The organism is Streptomyces guryensis, from assembly GCF_021261325.1.
Classification (GTDB): domain Bacteria; phylum Actinomycetota; class Actinomycetes; order Streptomycetales; family Streptomycetaceae; genus Streptomyces; species Streptomyces guryensis.
Map to the genome: position 1 here is coordinate 54,361 of NZ_JAJSBI010000019.1, position 17,431 is coordinate 71,791.

Genomic DNA, 17,431 nt, shown 5'->3' on the forward strand with positions numbered 1-17,431 from the left:
AACAGTCCCGCATGCGGAAGATACTCGTCGTAGGAGCCGGCCAGTCCGGTCTCCAGATCGCCCTCGGACTCCAGTCGCACGGGTACGAGGTCACCCTGATGTCGAACCGGACCGCGGACGAGATCCGCTCCGGCCGGGTCATGTCGACGCAGTGCATGTTCCACACGGCACTGCAGCACGAGCGCGATCTCCAGCTGAACTTCTGGGAGTCCCAGGCCCCGAAGATCGAAGGACTCGGCGTCTCGGTCGCGGCCCCCGGCTCGCACGACCCGGGCCCGACCCAGCGCGTGATCGACTGGGTGGGCAAGCTCGACGGGTACGCGCAGTCGGTGGACCAGCGGGTGAAGATGGCCGGCTGGATGGAGACCTTCGCACAGCGCGGCGGCCAGCTGGTCATCCACGGCGCTGCGGTCTCCGACCTCGACTACTTCTCCCGTACGTACGACCTGGTGCTGGTGTCGGCGGGCAAGGGCGAGCTGGTCTCCATGTTCGGCCGGGACGCCTCCCGTTCGCCGTACTCCGAGCCGCAGCGCGCCCTCGCCGTCTCCTACGTCCACGGTCTGGGCCCCCGCCCCGAGCACCCCGACCACGACGCGGTCCGCTGCAACCTGGTCCCGGGCGTGGGCGAGCTGTTCGTCATGCCGACGCTCACCACCTCCGGCCGCGCCGACATCCTCTTCTGGGAGGGCATACCCGGCGGCCCGCTCGACGTCTTCAACGGCGTCAAGGACCCGGCGGAGCACCTCTCCCTGACCCTGGAACTCATGGAGAAGTTCACGCCCTGGGAGTTCGAGCGGGCCAGGAAGGTCGAACTGACCGACGCGGGCGGCGTGCTGTCCGGCCGCTACGCCCCCACCGTCCGCAACCCCATCGGCCGGCTGCCCGGCGGCGGACTGGTCCTCGGCGTCGCGGACGTCGTCGTGGCCAACGACCCGATCACCGGCCAGGGCTCCAACTCCGCCTCCAAGTGCGCCGCTTCGTACCTCGCGTCGATCCTGGAGAACGGTGAGAAGGAGTTCGACGAGACCTGGATGCAGTCGACGTTCGACCGCTACTGGGACACCGCCCAGCAGGTCACCAAGTGGACGAACGCGATGCTGGCCCCGCCGCCGGAGCACATCCTCAACCTGATCGGCGCCGCCGGTCAGCTGCAGCCGGTCGCCGACCGCTTCGCCAACGGCTTCAACGACCCGTCCGACTACGAGAACTTCTTCTACGAGCCCGAGAAGACGGCGGCCTACCTCGCGGAAGTGACCGGCTAGGTGTCCTCGGGGCGCTGGTCCGGACGTACGGCTCCCAGGATCGGGTAGGACGCGACCGGCGAGACCTTGACCCTCTCGCCCGTCCGTGGCGCCTGGATCATCATGCCCTCGCCCAGGTACATCGCCACATGAGTGGCATCCGGGAAGTAGATCACCAGGTCGCCGGGGCGCAGCTTCTTCAGCGGGACCCGCGGCAGCTGCGCCCACTGCTCCTGGCTGGTGCGGGGGATCGGCCTGCCGGCCTTGCCCCAGGCCTGAGAGGTCAGGCCCGAGCAGTCGTACGACTTCGGGCCCTGTGCCCCCCATCGGTACGGCTTCCCGAGTTGCCGCACGGCGTACCCGAGGGCCCGGGCGCCTGCCCGTGACGGACGGTGTTCCCGGCTCAGCGTGCCGGACGCCATGAGCCGCTGCTGCGCCCTGTCGGTGTCCTGCTTCTCCAGTTCGCCGAGCGCGGCCAGCTGTTCGGGGGTGAGGGAGGCAAGGGCTTTCTCGACGTCCTCCAGCCGCGCCTGTACGTCGTCGCGGTCCTTCTTCTGCCGTTCGGCGAGGGCGAGTTGGGCGTCGAGGGCGGTGCGGGCCGCGCGGGCCAGTGCGGTGGCCTTCTTCTCGCTCTCGGTCTGCCGGTCGACCGCCTCGGACCGCTCCCGCGCCAGCCGGCCGATCACATGCCCCTCGTCGAGCGCCTGCTGCGGGTTGCGGGCGAGCAGCAGGCGTACGTACGCGGAGATCTCGGTGCTGCCCTGGTACTGCTGCCTGGCCAGGCGGCCCGCGGCGACCCGGCTGTCGTGCAGGGAGCGGCGGGCCCCGGCCAGTTCGCGGTCGAGGCGGGCCACCTCGGCGCGCTGCTTCGTCAGCTTCTCCGCGGTGGCGTTGTAGGTCTCGGCGGCCTTCTCGGCCTCCCGGTAAAGCCGCTGAAGGTCCGTCAGCTGTGCTGCGACGGTGCGTGTGCCGGGCTCCGGCCCGGGTACGGCCGCGGCGGGCGGCGGTACGAGGAGGGCGCCGGCGGCCATCGCCACCGTGCAGACCAGGCGCAGAAGCTTTCCCGACACATCATCACCTCCGGTGCGGGGCAGCCCCTCCGCTCCGCACAGTCAGGTGTTGACCGTCGCCGCAACGAACGCGCGCCGCATGTGCGCGGTTCGGCGCAACCTCGTCACCCGTCGGTGTCGTCCGGCTTGCGCCCCGGCGTGGCGTCTGGCCCGGTGTCCGGCTTGGACCACGGCCATTTCAGCCTGCCGTCCGCGGCCTTCCCCTCGGGGTCGTACCGGTACTTCCACCCCTGCGGCAGCCCCAGCCGCCTGCTGTGACCGCGCGGCTCACGGTGGTAGACGTGCACGGTGGGGGGACCGCCGGCGGCGTCCGGTACGGGGATGCGGTATGTCTTGGGCGGGTGCCCGGTGGGGCCCACCAGGACCGGCAGCACACGGCCGTCCATCGGACCGCCCTCGAACGGGGTCTGTTCGCTCTTCACGGCACCAGTCTCAGCCATCCTCGGCCAGCGCCCGCACCAGCGCGGCGGTCTGCGGGTCCCGGTCCGCGGTCACCGAGAGGACGGCCACGAACTGCTCGACCAGCCAGTCCCGCAGTTCGTCGAGCGACGGCTGCTTGTCCTCGTCGAGCCAGATCAGGGAGGCCGCCTCGACCGCGGTGATCCACATCCGCACGGTCATCCGCAGCAGCAGCCCGGGGTCCGTGACCCCCAGATGGCTCAGGATGTGCTCGGCGGCGGCCCGCCGCACACCGTCCACGATGGCCGTCGTCCGGGACGTCCCGACAACGCTGCCGCCCTGCAGCAGCGCGCTGAACCCGGCGTCGTGCTGGTCGACGAACGCGAGATACCGGTCGAGGGCCCGGGCCAGCCGGGGCAGCAGGGGCCCGACCCGCGCCTCGTCGAAACACTGCTGCAACTCGTCCGCGGCGGACCGCAGCGCGGCTTCGTACAGCTGCTGCTTCCCGCCGGGGAAGTACCGGTAGACGAGCGGCCGTGAGACCCCGGCCGCCTCCGCCACGTCGTCGAGGGAGACGTCCTCGGGGGCGCGGTGCGCGAAGAGGTTCAGCGCGGCTTCGAGCAGCTGGCTTCGCCGCTCCTCGACGCTCAGGCGGCGGTAGGCCGGCGCGGCAGGGCTCATGGATGCAGCGTAGTGGGCGGCTGCGGGTGCGTCGTGGCTGGTCGCGCAGTTCCCCGCGCCCCTGGGTGACCCCTGGGTGGGTACGGTCACGCAGCGGGGGACCGCATCCCGCTCAGGGGCGCGGGGCTGTATCGATTTGCGGCTCCGCCGCGTGGGCGCGACCAGCCCCCACCGGCCCGCGGACCGCATCAGGCCAGCAGCCCCGAGCTCTTCCACAGCCGTCGTCCGACGCCCCGCAGCACGCCGATGTCATCCAGGAAGTCCGTCAACCGCTTCGCCCCGGTCTGCATGACCTCCCGCCGATGCCCACTGGCCTTCACCTGCGCCATCGCCTCCCGCTTGTCCAGCCCGACATTCGTGTACACCTCGGGGTTGACGAAGGCGACGGAGAACACCCGCGCGAACTCACCCGACGTCACCCTCGTGAACTCCTGCGACCACCGCGGCGCCGTCACCATCTGCCGCCGCAGCTCCTCCCGCGCGTACCGCACATGCCGCGCCTCCTCGACGACATGGATGCGTGTGACCCCCCGTATCAGCGGCTGCACCCGCTCGTCCGGGAAGGTGAGCCGCTGCATCCAGTCGAGCACCTCCTCGCCGAGCAGGGTGGCCGTGAAGGACCCCGGAGTCGTCGAGATCGTCTTGAACAGCCGCCCCAGGTTCTGGTGCGCCCGGGCCACCGGATACCACGGCGCGTCCCCGCGTGAGATCAGCCGCGCGAACATCTTCGAGTGCCGGCACTCGTCCTCGATCTCGGTGAGCGCGTACCGCACATGCGCGCTCGTGGCCGCCTTGTCGTAGATGTGCCGGACCAGCAGCTGCATCAGGATCAGCTCGAACCAGATGCCGAGCGAGGCGAGCGCGGCGGCCTCGTGCTGCGACAGCAGGATCCGCTGCTGCTCGCCCATCCGCTTCCACAGGGGCGTGTCGTACAGCGACACCAGCTCCGGCGGCCAGAACCACTTGCCCTCCTCGAAGGGCGCGTCCCAGTCGAGTTCCTGGTCCGGGTCGAAGGAGTGCTTGGCGGAGGATGCGAGGAGCCGTTCGGCCACCTGTTCGCGGTCCTTGAGCAGCCCGAGCGCGTCGCGCAGACCGTCCAGCGCGTCGGCTTCCGTCAGGGTCGTCATCGTTCTCCCACCTCTGTTACCCGGGGTCACATCCTCCACCGCTTATGAGACTGCTTGTCAGCAAGCTCGTCAATCCCCTGCGCGCGACTTGTTGACCCGGCGTCTACCACGTGTGAGCCTGCGAGGCATGCCGACATACGACCTGTACGCCATGGACTCGGGAGACCCCCACTGGCAGGTGCCGGCGACCGGCGCGGCCCGCTTCAGCTGGGAGTACGACGACGGCCGCGACCGGCTGCTCGCCCTGTACCAGAAGGGCAAGGACAAGCAGTGGGACGGTCAGAAGCGGATCGACTGGGATCTCGAAGTCGATCCGAACGACCCCCTCGGCACCCCCGACGAGGCCATGTCCCTGTACGGCACCAAGCACTGGGCCAGGATGACCGACAACGACAGGGGCGAACTCCGCAAGCACTACGCCTCCTGGCAGTTCAGCCAGTTCCTGCACGGCGAGCAGGGGGCGATGATCTGCGCGGCACGGATCGTCGAATCGGTCCCTGACCTGGACGCGAAGTTCTACTCGGCGACCCAGACCATGGACGAGGCGCGGCACGCGGAGATCTACGGCCGCTTCCTGCACGAGAAGATCGGGATGCTCTACCCGATCAACGACAACCTGCAGTCCCTGCTCGGCGACACCCTCCGCGACAGCCGCTGGGACATGCCCTACCTCGGTATGCAGGTCCTCATCGAGGGCCTGGCCCTGGCCGCCTTCGGCATGATCCGCGACACCACCGACAAGCCCCTGCCGAAGCAGATCCTCGCGTACGTCATGCAGGACGAGGCCCGGCATGTGGCCTTCGGCCGGATGGCGCTGCGCGACTACTACAAGCAGCTCACCGACGCCGAACTGCGCGAACGCGAGGAGTTCGTGATCGAGGGCTGCTACCTGATGCGGGACCGGCTGCGCGGGGTCGAGGTCCTGGAGAACTTCGGCATCCCGACGGCCGAGGCGGAGGAGTACAGCGAACAGTCCGAGTTCCTCGCGCTGTTCCGGCAGTTGCTGTTCTCCCGGATCGTCCCCTGCGTCAAGGACATCGGCCTGTGGGGCAAGCGGCTGCAGCAGGCGTACGCCGACATGGGCGTGTTCGAGATGGGCGACTCGAACCTGGATCTGTTGATGGCCCAGGACGAGGAGATCGCGGAACGGCTGGACGCGGAACGGTTCGCCGCGGAGGAACTGGAGCGGGTCGCCGAGGTGGAGGAGGCGATCGAGGCAGGGGTCGCCGAGGCGTGACGGATCACTCGCATGCAGTAACGTTCTGACGTGCCCACGTCTCCATATCAGCCCGAAGCGGCGGCCCGGACTGGTGATCGGCATTGTCGGCGGGGCTGTCGCCTTGATCCTGGCGATCGTCGCGGTGATCGCGATGCTCGGGTCGGCGGCGAAGAACACCGGCTTCCCGGAGGCCAGGTTCACCCTCTCCGTCCCCAAGACCCTGCTGAACGGCCGCTACGAACTCGCCCAGGACCTCTCCGGCTCCGCGGGCCAGAAGGTCGTGGACGAGGCGGACGGCTCCTGGGACGCCAAGGTCGACGGAGCCGCGGTCGGGCAGTACACCCTGGCCGGTGACGCGAGCGCGGGCCAGATCGTCGTGTCGGGTATGTACGGGCGGTTCAAGGAGCCCGACCTGTCGCGGAACAACATGATGAAGGGGGCCGGGGAGGGCGAGGGCGCCGAGGTGGCCGTGGCGCCGGAGGACTTCCACCCGGACGGCTCCGACGGCATCACCGTCACCTGCGAGGTCCTCACGAAGACCCAGCTCGGCAGGGAGATGACGGTTCCCGTCTGCGCCTGGACGGATGCCAACACGGGCGCGTCGGTGGGCCAGATCACCACCGCCACGATGACCCAGGACCCGTCGGAGGTGGACCTGGACAAGGCGGCGGCGACCACGCTCCAGGTCCGCTCGGAGATGCGGAAGGCGATCGAATGAGGCGAGCGCCAACATCCTGGTGTTCCGTGCCGGGGCCGACACGGGGCCGAAGCAGACTTGGTATCGCCCGGAAGACGTCGTGATCGCCGTCGAGGTCGTCTCGGAGGAACCGCCGCCGCTAGACCGAGCACCCCAGATCCTCTGGAACCGCCAGTGACACCGGCTCCGTCCCCTGCGCCGGGAACGGCGTCCGCGGTGTGAAGGCATATGGCGTGGGCCCGTTCGCCCGCAGGTGCAGCAGGCGTTCCTCCGCCTCCGCCACCGTCGGGCGGTGGCCGGCCGGGACCCACCACAGGGCCACCATGGCCTCCTGCACCCGTTCGAAGAACTCCCGGCGGCGGGCCAGCATCGCGCGGTGGCGGCCCTGGTACATGTACGCGGTCAGGGCGTTGCCGTCCCGCCATACCGACATGTTGATGATCAGCCACTCGTCCCCGAAGACCGCGATGTCCGTCGCGTCGCCCCCGTCGGACTGGAGCCGCCAGACGAAACCGTCCGCCGCGTCGGCGTCGGCGTTCACGGGGTCGAGGTTGTCGACGAAGTCCTTCAACTGCGGTGAATCCAGCGGGGCTTTGAGGCGTCCGATGTTGACCTGGGCGAGTTGGTACGCGGCATCGGGTGTCGTCATGGACCGAACGATAGGTCGGGAGGGCCGCTCGATCCCAGACCCGGTCTCGGCATGTGAGCAATGTCCGCCTTTCACAGTCCTCCCACCGCCTGAGTGAGCTCCTGTGCACCGGCACCTTACGGCGGGGAAACCGCGCTCTGACCGGCCCGTCCGTAGTCTCGGCGGGCATGACGGGGAACGTATCGACCACCCTCCGACCGGCCTGGTTCCGCCTGCCCGCGCTGCCCGGCTGGAACTCCATCCGCGGCCGCATGGCCATCGTCCTGGCCGTCCCGACCTGTCTCCTGCTCGCCCTGACCGGGCTGGGCGTGGCCGGCCGGGCCTCCGACTGGTCCGCCGCCCGGGCGACCGAGGCGCACGTCGGCGTCCTGCTGCGCGTGCAGGACGCCGTACGGGAGGTGCAGCGTGAACGCGGCCTCACCAACGGGCTGCTGGGCGGCGCCGAGGAGTACCGGGACGACGTACGCAAGCAGCGGGAGCGGACCGACGCGGCGGAGGGGAAGCTGAGGGCGGCCCTCGACGACGAGCGCGGCGACCTGCCCCGCGCCGCCGTCACCGCCCTCGACGCCGCCGAGCTTCCCCTCGCCGCACTCACCTCCACCCGTACCGGCGTGGACGCCGGCACCGCCGACCGCACCGCCACCCTGAACACCTACACCAAAGCCGTCACCGCCCTCATCGACGCCGAGTCCGCCGGGGCGCCGGGCGGTGACGGCCGGATCGCCCAGGGGGTGCAGGCGCTCCAGGCGCTCGCCCGGGCCACCGAGGCCGTCGCCCTCGAACGCGGCTCCCTGAACGGCGTGTTCGCGGCAAAGCACTTCCGTTCCGGCGAGTACCTCGACTTCACCGAGATCCGCGCCACCCGTGTCGCCGCCCTCGGCCAGTTCCGCCAACTCGCGGGCGCGCAGCAGGAGTCGGCACTCGACAAGGCCTTCGCGACCGCCGCCGCCCACCGTGTCTCCGGGTACGAGAAGCAGGCCGAGTCCGGTGCCGACGGATCCGCCCTGGACGTCGCCCCTGCCCGCTGGTGGGCCGACATGACCACCCTCGTCGACGATCTGCACGGCGTGCAGAAGCAGGTGGGCGACGACGTACGGGCGCAAGCGGCGGACACCGGCGACTCCGCCACCCGGGAACTCGTCGGCTACCTCGCCCTCGGCGCGCTGATCCTCGCCGTGGCCACCGCCCTCGCCGTCATCTCCGCCCGCTCCATCACCCGCCCCCTCGGCGCCCTCGCCGACGAGGCGGACGCCGTCGCCGGCCGCCGGCTGCCCGAAGCGGTCCGGCGCGTCCAGCAGACCGACCCGGACACCCCGCCGCCCGCGCAGGAAGGCAGCCCCGGGCTCCCGGGCGGCGCACGGGAGATCACCCGCCTCGCCGCCGCCCTGCGCAACGTCGAGCGCACCGCCGTCGACCTCGCCGCCGAACAGGCCGTGCTACGACGCAACAGCACCGAGTCCCTGGCCAGCCTCGGCCGCCGCAACCAGAGCCTCCTCAACCGCCAGCTCGGCCTCATCACCACCCTGGAGAGCCAGGAACTCGACCCGGACGCCCTCGGGGAGCTGTTCGAGCTCGACCACCTCGCCACCCGCATGCGCCGCAACGCCGAGTCGCTGCTCGTGCTGGCCGGAGAGGAGTCCCCGGCCCGCTCCTGGTCCGGCACGATCGCCGTCGCCGACGTGGTGCGGTCGGCCGTCGCGGAGGTCGAGCAGTACCAGCGGGTCGCCGCCGTCGACCTCGAACAGTGCCGCATCCGCGGTCACGCAGTCGCCGAACTCTCCCATTTGCTCGCCGAGTTGGTGGAGAACGCCCTCATGTTCAGCCCGCCCAAACAGCCGGTCGAGGTCTACGGCTGGCGGGACGGCACCGAGTACTGCCTCGCCGTCGTCGACCGGGGGATCGGCATGACGCGGGAACGGATGGCGCAGGCCAACTCCCTGCTCACCGGCCGGGGCGGCGCCCTGCTCACGGCCCCCACCCGCTTCCTCGGCCACCACGTCGTCGGCGCCCTCGCGGCCCGCCTGGGCGCACACGTCGAACTGCGACCCACCCAGGGCGCGGGCGTCACCGCATACGTCGCCCTTCCGGCCAAGCTGGTGCAGGAGCAGCCGTCAGCTGCTGTGGCCGGGTGAGGGGTTCAGCACGGCCTGTGGGTCAATTCGGGTGATCGGGCGTGCTCCTCGTCGCCCCGGCCGTTTCCCGGCCGCCACGTCGTCGGCTCTCTCACGGCGGGCCTGGGGGGGCGTACGTCGAACCGCGCCCCACTCAGGGCAACGGCGTCGCTGCGTTTTTCGCCGAGCCGGGGCAACCTGGCGCCGGGCCGACAGTCAACTGCCGTCGGCCGGTGAGGACTTCAGCACCGCCTGCATCACCTCACGGGCGATCGGCGCGGCCACCCCGCCCCCGGTGATGTCCCCCCGCTCCGCCGACGCGTCCTCCACCACGACGGCGACCGCGACCCTCGGCATCACCTCGCGCTCGCTCTGCGCCCAGGACACGAACCAGGCGTACGGCATACCGGCGTTGCCGACCCCGTGCTGGGCGGTACCGGTCTTGCCGCCGACGATCGCGCCCGGGATCGCGGCGTTCGTGCCGGTGCCGTCCGTCACGACGTCCTCCATCAGCTGCTTCATGACGTCGGCGGTCTCCGGGCGCATCGCCTGGCGCACGGGGCGCGAGCCCGCCGTGGTCATCGTGGCGCCGTTGCCCGTGGTCGTCCGCTCCACCAGGTAGGGCGAGCGCACCTGCCCGGCGTTGGCCACGGCCGCGGCGACCATCGCCATCTGCAGCGGCGTGGCCCGCGTGTTGTACTGCCCGATCGACGACAGCGCGAGCTGCGCCCGGTCGACGTGGGTGTCGAAGGTGCTCGGCGCCACCGAGAAGGGGATCCGCAGCCGGGTGTCGTTGAAGCCGAAGGCCTTCGCCGCGGCCCCCATCCGCCTCGCCCCCACGTCCACGCCGAGCTTCGCGAAGACCGTGTTGCAGGACCACGCGAAGGCCTCCCGCAGCGGTGCGTCCTCGCAGCCGTCGCCCTCGTTCATCAGCATGGTCGCCGTACCCGGCAGCCGGTACGGGTCCGGTGAGTCGGTCGTCCGGTCGATGTCCAGGACGACACCGGCGTCCAGCGCGGCCGCCGCGGTGACCACCTTGAACGTCGAACCCGGCGGATACGTCTGCCGTACCGCCCGGTTGAGCATCGGCTTGTCCGGGTCGTCGTTCAGCCGGGCCCAGGACCGCGCCGTCGCCGCGGCGTTCCCCGACAGCACGGCCGGGTCGTACGACGGACTCGACACCAGGGCCAGCACCCGCCCCGTCGCCGGCTCGATCGCCGCCACCGCGCCCCTGCGTCCGTCGAGCCCCTCGTACGCCGCCCGCTGCGCCGCCCGGTTGAGGGTCGTCACGACGTTCCCGCCCCGGCCCTGGGCCCGCGTCAGGTCGTTCACCAGGGGGAACGGCGAGAGCATCGGGTCGGTGCCGGCCAGTACGGGGTCCCCGGTGTGCTCCAGCAGCGTGGTGCCGTACACCTGCGAGGCGAAGCCGGTGACGGGGGCGTACAACGGGCCGTCCGTGTAGGTCCGTTCGTAGCGGAGCTGCTCGCCGGAGTCCCGGGAGCCGGTGACGCTCTTCCCACCGACCAGGATGTTGCCGCGCGGCCGCTCGTAACGGGCGATGGTGGCACGGCGGTTGGCGGGATTGTCGTCGAAGGACCGGGCGCTGAAGATCTGGATGCGGACGGCGTTGACGAGGAGCGCGACCAGCAGGAGGGCGCAGAAGAAGGCGGAGTGCCGGATGTGCGTCGCCATCAGGGCGCCACCTCACCGTCGTAGTGTCTGCGTGCCGAATGGCTCACCCGGACCAGCAGCGCCACGATCGCCCAGTTGGTGACCAGCGACGAACCGCCCTGCGCGAGGAACGGCATCGCCATGCCGGTCAGCGGGATCAGCCCGGTCACCCCGCCCGCGATCACGAACACCTGAAGCGCCACGATCGAGGCCAGCCCGACCGCCAGCAGACGGCCGAAGGGTTCGCGCAGCGCGAGGCCGGCCCGGTAGCCGCGCTCCACCAGGAGGCCGTAGAGGAGGAAGAGCGCGGACAGGCCCGCCAGGCCCAGTTCCTCGCCGGCCGTCGCGAGGATGAAGTCGGACTTCGTCGCGAAGCCGATGAGCACCGCGTGGCCGAGGCCCAGGCCCGTGCCGAGGACTCCGCCCGCCGCGAAGGCGAACAGGGACTGGGCGACCTGGCTGGCGCCCTGTCCCGCCTCGATCGTCGCGAAGGGGTGCAGCCAGTCCTGGACCCGGCTGTTCACATGCGGTTCCAGCCAGCCGACGGCCACGGCGCCGGCGGTGGCCAGCAGCAGGCCGACGGCGATCCAGCCGGTGCGGCCGGTGGCGACGTACAGCAGGACCACGAACAGACCGAAGAACAGCAGCGAGGTGCCGAGATCGCGCTCCAGCACCAGCACGCCCACGCTCAGCAGCCAGACGGCGAGGATCGGGCCGAGCACCCGGCCCGTGGGCAGCTGGACCTTCCTGAACCGCCAGACCTGACGGCCGGTGTACGCGAGCGCGCTGCGGTTGGCCGCCAGATACGCGGCGAAGAACACCGCCAGCAGGACCTTCGCGAACTCGCCCGGCTGGATGGAGAACCCGGCGACCCGGACCCAGATACGGGCACCGTTCACGGCCGGGAAGAGGATCGGGAGCGCAAGCAGGAAGAGAGCGGCGACGACCGAGACGTACGCGTACCGCTGGAGCACCCGGTAGTCCCGGAGCATCAGCACGAGCACGGTGAACAGGGTCACGCCCAGCGTGGACCACACGAGTTGGGCCGGAGCGGCATGGTCGTGGGGAGTCTCCAGGTCGAGCCGGTGGATGAGGACCAGACCGATGCCGTTGAGCAGCACGCCGATGGGCAGCAGCAGCGGGTCGGCGTACGGCGCCCGCAGCCGCACCGCGCAGTGGGCGAGCAGCGCGAGAAGGCCGAGCCCGGCGCCGTAACCGGCGGCGCCGGGCGGGACGGTGCCGTTCCTGGCGAGGCCCACGGCGCAGTAGCCGTACACACAGAGCAGTACGGCGACGACGATGAGGGCGAGCTCGATGCCACGGCGCCGGGGCAGGCGGGTCACGGGAGCGGGGGCGTCCGGGATGCCCGCCTGCGCCACGGTGGGTCCGGCGTTGGTCATGTCCGGAACCTACCCAATTAGTCGGTCTTGTGATCTCGGGGTCTCAGCACCAGCGCGGTTCGCGGCCGGTGACTTCGATGAAGCGGGCCGCGCCCCACGCCCAGGTGCCGTCCGGGAGGAGGTACCAGAGGTTGTCGCCGTCGACGCTCTGGCCGGGGGTCTTGCAGAAGATCGAGACCCGCTCGCCCCGGTGGGCCACCCGGATCACCTGGCTGCCGCGGTTCGGCGCACTGCGCAGAAGCAGTGTCTCCGCAGTGACGACGCCCCGCGCGAGCCGGTCGTTGTGGTGTTCGTCCTCCTGGCCGGAGCCGTGGTCACCGCCACCGTCGCCCCATTCGTCGTCCGCGAGCGCGGGCGAGACAGCCACGGAACTGACGAGAGCACAGGCGGCGGTGGCGGTGGCCAGGCGTATGAGGGTGGAGCGCAGCGACATGGGGGATACCTCCATGAACGGGGGCGAAGCTGACTATTCGCCACATACCCGCCACATTAGGAGGAGGGGGCGAGGCTCGCCTGTCCTGCTGGTCCATAGGAGCGGCTCGCAGGAGCGCCCCTTGAGGGGCGCGGGCTGTATCGATTTGCGGCTCCGCCGCGTGGGCGCGATCAACCCGAACGGACTCGCGCCCGACGAACCACTGGAAGTCCCGAGCTCTCAGTCAGCCTGGCCGAGCGTCAGAATCGCAACCGCCCCACCATCCACCGCGTTCGCGAACTCAAGCCGCGCCCCCAGCACCTCCGCCTGGCCGACAGCAATGGTCAACCCGAGCCCATGCCCCTTGGCACCCCCCTCGGTACGGAACCGCTGCGGCCCATGCTCGAGAAGATAGCCCGGGTACCCGTCCCCGTGATCCCGCACGGTCACCACCGCCCCGTCCACCGTCAAGGACACCGGCCCCCGCCCGTGCTTGTGCGCATTGGCCACAAGATTCCCCAGCACCCGTTCCAGCCGCCGCCGGTCCGTCTCCACGCGGGCGTCCCGCACCACGACGACCTCCGTGTCGGTCCCCGACGCACGCACCACCCGCGCGGCCAGCGCGCCCAGTTCCTCCGCGTCCAGCTCCAGCTGCTCCCGCCCGGTGTCCAGCCGGGAGATCTCCAGCAGGTCCTCGGTGAGCGTGCGCAGCGCGGCCACCCGGTCCCGTACCAGCTCCGTCGGCCGGCTCGGCGGCAGCAGCTCGGCCGCCGCGTGCAGCCCGGTCAGCGGGGTGCGCAGCTCGTGCGCCACGTCCGCGGTGAACCGCTGCTCGCTCAGCAGCTTGCCCTGCAGCGAGGCCGCCATCGAATCCAGCGCGGCGGCGACGGCGGCCACCTCGTCCTGGGGGTGCGTCGGATCCTTGGTACGGGGGTCGCCGACGCGCGCGTCCAGGTCGCCGCCGCTGATCCGGCGGGCCACCTGCGCCGTGGCGTGCAGCCGCCGTGTCACCCGGGTCACCGCGAACGCGCCCACCAGCAGCGTCACGGTGATCGCCAGGCCCGAAGACCACAGGATCGACTGGTCGAGCGCGACGATCGTACGGGACTGCTGCGAGTAGTCGACCTCGACGGCGAGCGCCCTGCTCCGGTCGGCGGGACCCGCCGCCCACATCGTGGGATGCCCGTGGTGCTCGGAGACCATCGTGCCGCGGTCCCCGTCCGCCGCCAGCTCCCGCAGCGCCCTGGGGAGCCCGGGAGGATCGACGCCCGCGCCCGGCAGCAGTGAGTCCCCGGCCTCGTACGCCTTCGTCGCGTCCGTCAGGCGGGACAGTGCGAGGTCGCGGGCCTGGCCGACGGTCTGGTTCGTCACCGACACGTGCACGAGCACGCCGAGCAGCGCGGCGAGCGCACAGCACATCACGGTGATGAAGACGGCGGCCTTCAGGGCGAGCGTGCCGGTCCACCTGGGGAGCCCGAGCCTCGTCATGAGGTCGCCGAGGGGGAGGCGGAGGGTGATGCGGAAGGGTGCGTCAGACGCTCGCGCTTGCCGATGTGCAGCATCTCGTCGTGGGTCAGCAGCATCACGCGCTGGTTCGGGTCCCAGGTCCACTGGAAGCGGTACTCGTAGTCGGCGAGATCGGACGGCGCGTGGATGATCACGGAACGCCCGGCCAGCTCGACGCCGCTCACCGCGTCGTTGTTGGACATGACCTGGACGACCCGGCCCGCCTCCACGGTGTAGACGCGCACGGCCGTCTGGTTGCCGGGCAGCAACCGGAAGCCCAGCGTGAGGTCGGCGTGCCCGTCGCCGGTGATGTCGCGGTAGTACGCCTTGAGCAGCGGACACTTCGGGTTTGCTGGCGTCCTGCCGCAGTAGGCCATCCGGCGGGCCGTCTCGCGGTACGGCGCCTTGGAGCCGGAGTAGTCGGACGGGTGCTGGGACATCTCGGCCTTGACGACGGCCACCGGGTCGACCTTGCGGATGTCGTCGACCGGAGCGGTGATGCCCTTCATGGCCTCGGCCTCGCCGTTGTCGTAGTCCCAGGCAGGACTGGCCGCGGGGCTCAGGCTCGGCCACAGCTTGTCCGGGCTGGTCGCGGTCGGGGTCGCCCCCGCGCCCTGCAGCCCGCCCGCGTCACCGCAGCCCGCCGCCAGTACGGCGAGGACGGCAGTGGCGAGCGCTGTACATGCGGCGCGAGTGCGGAGCACTGTACTCCTGTGGCTGAGAACGATCGGTGACCCGGTACACCCTATTCGTCCGGCGAAACGATTACCTCGCTACTCGGCCAGCTCCTCCAGCAGCCGGGCCGTGGACAGCCCCGCCCTCAGATAGTCCACGAACAGTTCGTTGTGCAACGCCCAGGGGGAGCGGCGGGACCGTATCAGCCGTATCGCCTCCTCGGTGCCGCGCCCCCGCCGTACCAGGGCGTGCGCGACGACCAGCCCCGAGCGGTTGTACCCGTGGTAACAGCGGACGAGGACCTTGCGGCCCTCGTCCAGTGCCTCGCCCGCGGCCTGTGCCAGGCGCATCACGCCCGCGAGCTGGGTGCCGTCCAGCGGCCCGTCCGGTATCGCCCACACATGGTGCTCCACGCCGGGATCGGGCCCGTGTCCGGGCAGTCTCAGCAGGGTCTGTACGAGATCGAACTCGTCCCGCACGACGGCGAACTCCAGTTGCCCGGAGCGGCCCCTGAACTCGTGCCCGCCCATCCACAGTCCGGGCACTATCTCACTCCATGGACTGTCCGGAGCCGGTACGTCGGGCTGCTTCCTGCGGGTACGCAATCACGCCTCCCCAAGCGCCGCTTCCGTGGAGCCCAAGTCCTCCTCAAAGGTAGCCGGGTTCTTGCCCGCGGAGCACCCCGCCTGTTCCCATGGTCAAGGGGTGATGGTGCATGACCGGACTGCGGGTCGTACCGTCCTGGCGGCACGGCCAGGAACGGCTCTACGTATGCCACACGGACGGGCGGAACGTCGCCTGGTACGACAGGGAGGCCGCCAGGGTCAACCTGCTCAGTGAGGACGAGCGGGAGGGCGTGCTCCAGGCTCTGGGCCCCTTCCTCACCGGCCCGGTGGCCGTCGGCCCGCCGCCGGTCCCCACCCCGGCCGAACTGGCCCGGCTCTCCCTCCACCCGGACGACGACCTGGCGCCGAACCGTCCCGGCGAGGCGCTGCTGGTCGCCCTGGACCGGGAGCCCGGCCCGCCGCACCGGCTGCGCCCGGACCCCCGCCGCAGGGCGCTGGCGGCCGAGCAGACGGTCGGCGAGGCCCTGGACCGCCTCGACGGCGCGGGCTGGCACGTGCTGCACTCGATCCCGCTGCCCGGTGGCGACCGTATCCACCACCTGGGGATCGGCCCGGGCGGCCTGTTCGCCGTCCACACGGTGTACGCCCGTAAGCAGAAGGTGACGGTCTCCGACCCCATGGTGACCCTGGGCCGCCGCGACCCCCACCCCCTGCTGCGCCGCGTCCGCGCGGACGCCGACCGGGCGTCGTACGCGCTGACGGCCGAGGTCCACCCGGTCCTGGCCCTCGTGGAACCCGCGGACGTCGCGATCCCGGCCCCGCCCCGCGAGGTCCGCGTCCTGAAGGACACGGACCTCGCGGGCCTGACCCGCCTCGGCGGCGTCCTCAAGCCGGCCGACGTGGAGGCGCTGCACGCGATGGCACGGGATCGGGGGACGTGGACGCGGGTGTGAGGGCTGCCGGGCAGTGTCTTTCAGCCCGTCCGGCGTTTGAGGACGAGGCCGTTCAGGCCGAGGGGGGGGGCTGGGGCGCAGCCCCCAGTGACGGCGCCCGTGCGACCAGGCAGCGGATTCAGGGCAGGGGCGCCGCACCGGCGGGGTCGAGCAGCGGGGCGAGCAGATCGCCGTAGTCCTGGAGGCGGGGCGCGAGGTCGGCTGCCTGGAAGGTGAGCTGCGCGGGCGACCCGCACTCCTCGACCTCGGTCCAGGTGACCGGTGCGGAGACGGTGGGCTCGGGCCGGGCGCGCAGGGTGTAGGGCGTGGCCGTGGTCTTCCGGGCGGCGTTCTGACTCCAGTCGACGAAGACCTTCCCGGGCCTGAGGCTCCGGGTCATCCGGTGCAGGGCGAGGCGGGGCATGGCGCGCTCGGCCTCGACGGCGAGCTGCTTGGCGTACTCACTCACCTGCTCGGACGGGGTGGGCCGTACCGCTGCGAGCAGGTGCAGCCCCTTGGACCCGGAGGTCTTGGCGAAGGCGTCGATGCGGTCGGCCGCGAGCCGCTCCCGCAGCCAGAGGGCGACCTCACAGCAGTCGACGACGGACGCGGGCGCTCCCGGATCGAGATCGAAGACGATCCGGTCGGCGACACCGGCGTCCTGGACGACCCACTGAGGCGTGTGGAACTCGGTGACGAGGTTCGCGGCCCACATCAGGCTCGCCAGATCCTGTACGAGCACCATCCGCGCGGGCCCCTCCATCCGCGGCACCTCGGCGGTGGTGACCCAGTCGGGCGTACCGGGGGGCACGTTCTTGGCGAAGAACACCTGCCCGTCCGGCCCGTCCGGATACCGCAGGAAGGAGACGGGCCGGTCGCGGAGGTGAGGGAGCAGGTGGTCGGCGGTGGTGGCGTAGTAGTGCAGCACCTCACCCTTGGTGAACCCGGTCGCGGGATACAGCACCTTCTCGAGGTTGCTGAGCGCGAGCCGTCTCCCCTCCACCTCTGTGATCGGCGTCATACGATGAGAATCTCACGCAAAACGCAAGAGGACTGTGTGAATGACGCAAACCGA

17 protein-coding genes are annotated in these 17,431 nt (G+C 71.1%); 5 read left to right on the top strand and 12 right to left on the bottom strand.

The window, feature by feature from the left end:
- Window positions 1-11 precede the first annotated feature (11 nt).
- The gene (locus LJ657_RS31380; protein ID WP_232652226.1) at window positions 12-1,262 is read left to right on the top strand and encodes a styrene monooxygenase/indole monooxygenase family protein; all 1,251 of its coding nucleotides are present in this window, start codon (window positions 12-14) and stop codon (window positions 1,260-1,262) included.
- On the opposite strand, the gene LJ657_RS31385 is transcribed toward LJ657_RS31380, so the two are convergent.
- From LJ657_RS31385 to LJ657_RS31400, 4 genes are all read right to left on the bottom strand, one after another.
- Window positions 1,259-2,311 carry a C40 family peptidase gene (locus LJ657_RS31385; protein WP_232652227.1) on the bottom strand — a complete coding sequence of 351 codons (1,053 nt, stop codon included), beginning with the start codon at window positions 2,309-2,311 and terminating at the stop codon, window positions 1,259-1,261. The two genes, LJ657_RS31380 and LJ657_RS31385, sit on opposite strands and share 4 nt — an antisense overlap.
- A 104-nt stretch (window positions 2,312-2,415) precedes the next feature.
- Window positions 2,416-2,733, bottom strand: coding sequence for a DUF8847 domain-containing protein (locus tag LJ657_RS31390; RefSeq protein ID WP_232652228.1), 318 nt, complete (start codon window positions 2,731-2,733; stop codon window positions 2,416-2,418).
- Window positions 2,734-2,743: 10 nt separating this feature from the next.
- Window positions 2,744-3,391, bottom strand: coding sequence for a TetR/AcrR family transcriptional regulator (locus tag LJ657_RS31395; protein WP_232652229.1), 648 nt, complete (start codon window positions 3,389-3,391; stop codon window positions 2,744-2,746).
- Between the two features lie 188 nt (window positions 3,392-3,579).
- Window positions 3,580-4,518, bottom strand: a complete 939-nt coding sequence (locus LJ657_RS31400) for an AurF N-oxygenase family protein (protein WP_232652230.1) — start codon at window positions 4,516-4,518, stop codon at window positions 3,580-3,582.
- Window positions 4,519-4,645: 127 nt separating this feature from the next.
- Here LJ657_RS31400 and LJ657_RS31405 point away from each other — a divergent pair, with 127 nt between their 5' ends.
- Both LJ657_RS31405 and LJ657_RS31410 read left to right on the top strand, forming a co-directional pair.
- Window positions 4,646-5,755 carry a ferritin-like domain-containing protein gene (locus LJ657_RS31405; protein ID WP_232652231.1) on the top strand — a complete coding sequence of 370 codons (1,110 nt, stop codon included), beginning with the start codon at window positions 4,646-4,648 and terminating at the stop codon, window positions 5,753-5,755.
- A 73-nt stretch (window positions 5,756-5,828) separates the two neighbouring features.
- Window positions 5,829-6,455 (top strand): hypothetical protein, encoded by a 627-nt coding sequence (locus LJ657_RS31410; RefSeq protein ID WP_232652232.1) that lies wholly within the window; start codon window positions 5,829-5,831, stop codon window positions 6,453-6,455.
- Window positions 6,456-6,573: 118 nt separating this feature from the next.
- Here LJ657_RS31410 and LJ657_RS31415 read toward each other — a convergent pair whose 3' ends face one another.
- Window positions 6,574-7,083, bottom strand: a complete 510-nt coding sequence (locus LJ657_RS31415) for a DUF3291 domain-containing protein (protein WP_232652233.1) — start codon at window positions 7,081-7,083, stop codon at window positions 6,574-6,576.
- Window positions 7,084-7,250: 167 nt separating this feature from the next.
- Between LJ657_RS31415 and LJ657_RS31420 the strand changes: the two genes are divergently transcribed.
- Entirely contained in the window at window positions 7,251-9,215 is a 1,965-nt protein-coding gene (locus LJ657_RS31420; protein WP_232652234.1) for a sensor histidine kinase, read from the top strand.
- A 195-nt stretch (window positions 9,216-9,410) separates the two neighbouring features.
- Here the strand turns inward: LJ657_RS31420 and LJ657_RS31425 are convergent, their stop codons facing one another.
- From LJ657_RS31425 to LJ657_RS31450, 6 genes are all read right to left on the bottom strand, one after another.
- Window positions 9,411-10,886: a penicillin-binding transpeptidase domain-containing protein gene (locus LJ657_RS31425; RefSeq protein WP_232652235.1), complete on the bottom strand. Its 1,476-nt coding sequence runs from the start codon at window positions 10,884-10,886 to the stop codon at window positions 9,411-9,413.
- The gene (locus LJ657_RS31430) at window positions 10,886-12,265 is read right to left on the bottom strand and encodes an FtsW/RodA/SpoVE family cell cycle protein (RefSeq protein ID WP_232652236.1); all 1,380 of its coding nucleotides are present in this window, start codon (window positions 12,263-12,265) and stop codon (window positions 10,886-10,888) included. The genes LJ657_RS31425 and LJ657_RS31430 overlap by 1 nt, the downstream gene beginning before the upstream one ends.
- Window positions 12,266-12,308: 43 nt before the next feature.
- Entirely contained in the window at window positions 12,309-12,698 is a 390-nt protein-coding gene (locus LJ657_RS31435) for an SH3 domain-containing protein (protein ID WP_232652237.1), read from the bottom strand.
- Between the two features lie 219 nt (window positions 12,699-12,917).
- Window positions 12,918-14,165: an ATP-binding protein gene (locus LJ657_RS31440; protein ID WP_232652238.1), complete on the bottom strand. Its 1,248-nt coding sequence runs from the start codon at window positions 14,163-14,165 to the stop codon at window positions 12,918-12,920.
- Complete coding sequence (locus LJ657_RS31445; RefSeq protein WP_232652239.1) at window positions 14,162-14,887, bottom strand: hypothetical protein; 726 nt, start codon at window positions 14,885-14,887, stop codon at window positions 14,162-14,164. Before LJ657_RS31445 ends, LJ657_RS31440 begins: the two co-directional genes overlap by 4 nt.
- A 69-nt stretch (window positions 14,888-14,956) precedes the next feature.
- A complete protein-coding gene (locus tag LJ657_RS31450; protein WP_232652240.1) occupies window positions 14,957-15,463 on the bottom strand; it encodes a protein-tyrosine phosphatase family protein in 507 nt (168 codons plus the stop codon).
- Between the two features lie 110 nt (window positions 15,464-15,573).
- Between LJ657_RS31450 and LJ657_RS31455 the strand changes: the two genes are divergently transcribed.
- A complete protein-coding gene (locus tag LJ657_RS31455) occupies window positions 15,574-16,377 on the top strand; it encodes a nuclease-related domain-containing protein (RefSeq protein WP_232652241.1) in 804 nt (267 codons plus the stop codon).
- 118 nt (window positions 16,378-16,495) lie between these two features.
- Here the strand turns inward: LJ657_RS31455 and ligD are convergent, their stop codons facing one another.
- A complete protein-coding gene (gene ligD, locus LJ657_RS31460) occupies window positions 16,496-17,377 on the bottom strand; it encodes a non-homologous end-joining DNA ligase (protein WP_232652242.1) in 882 nt (293 codons plus the stop codon).
- Between the last annotated feature and the right edge of the window lie 54 nt (window positions 17,378-17,431).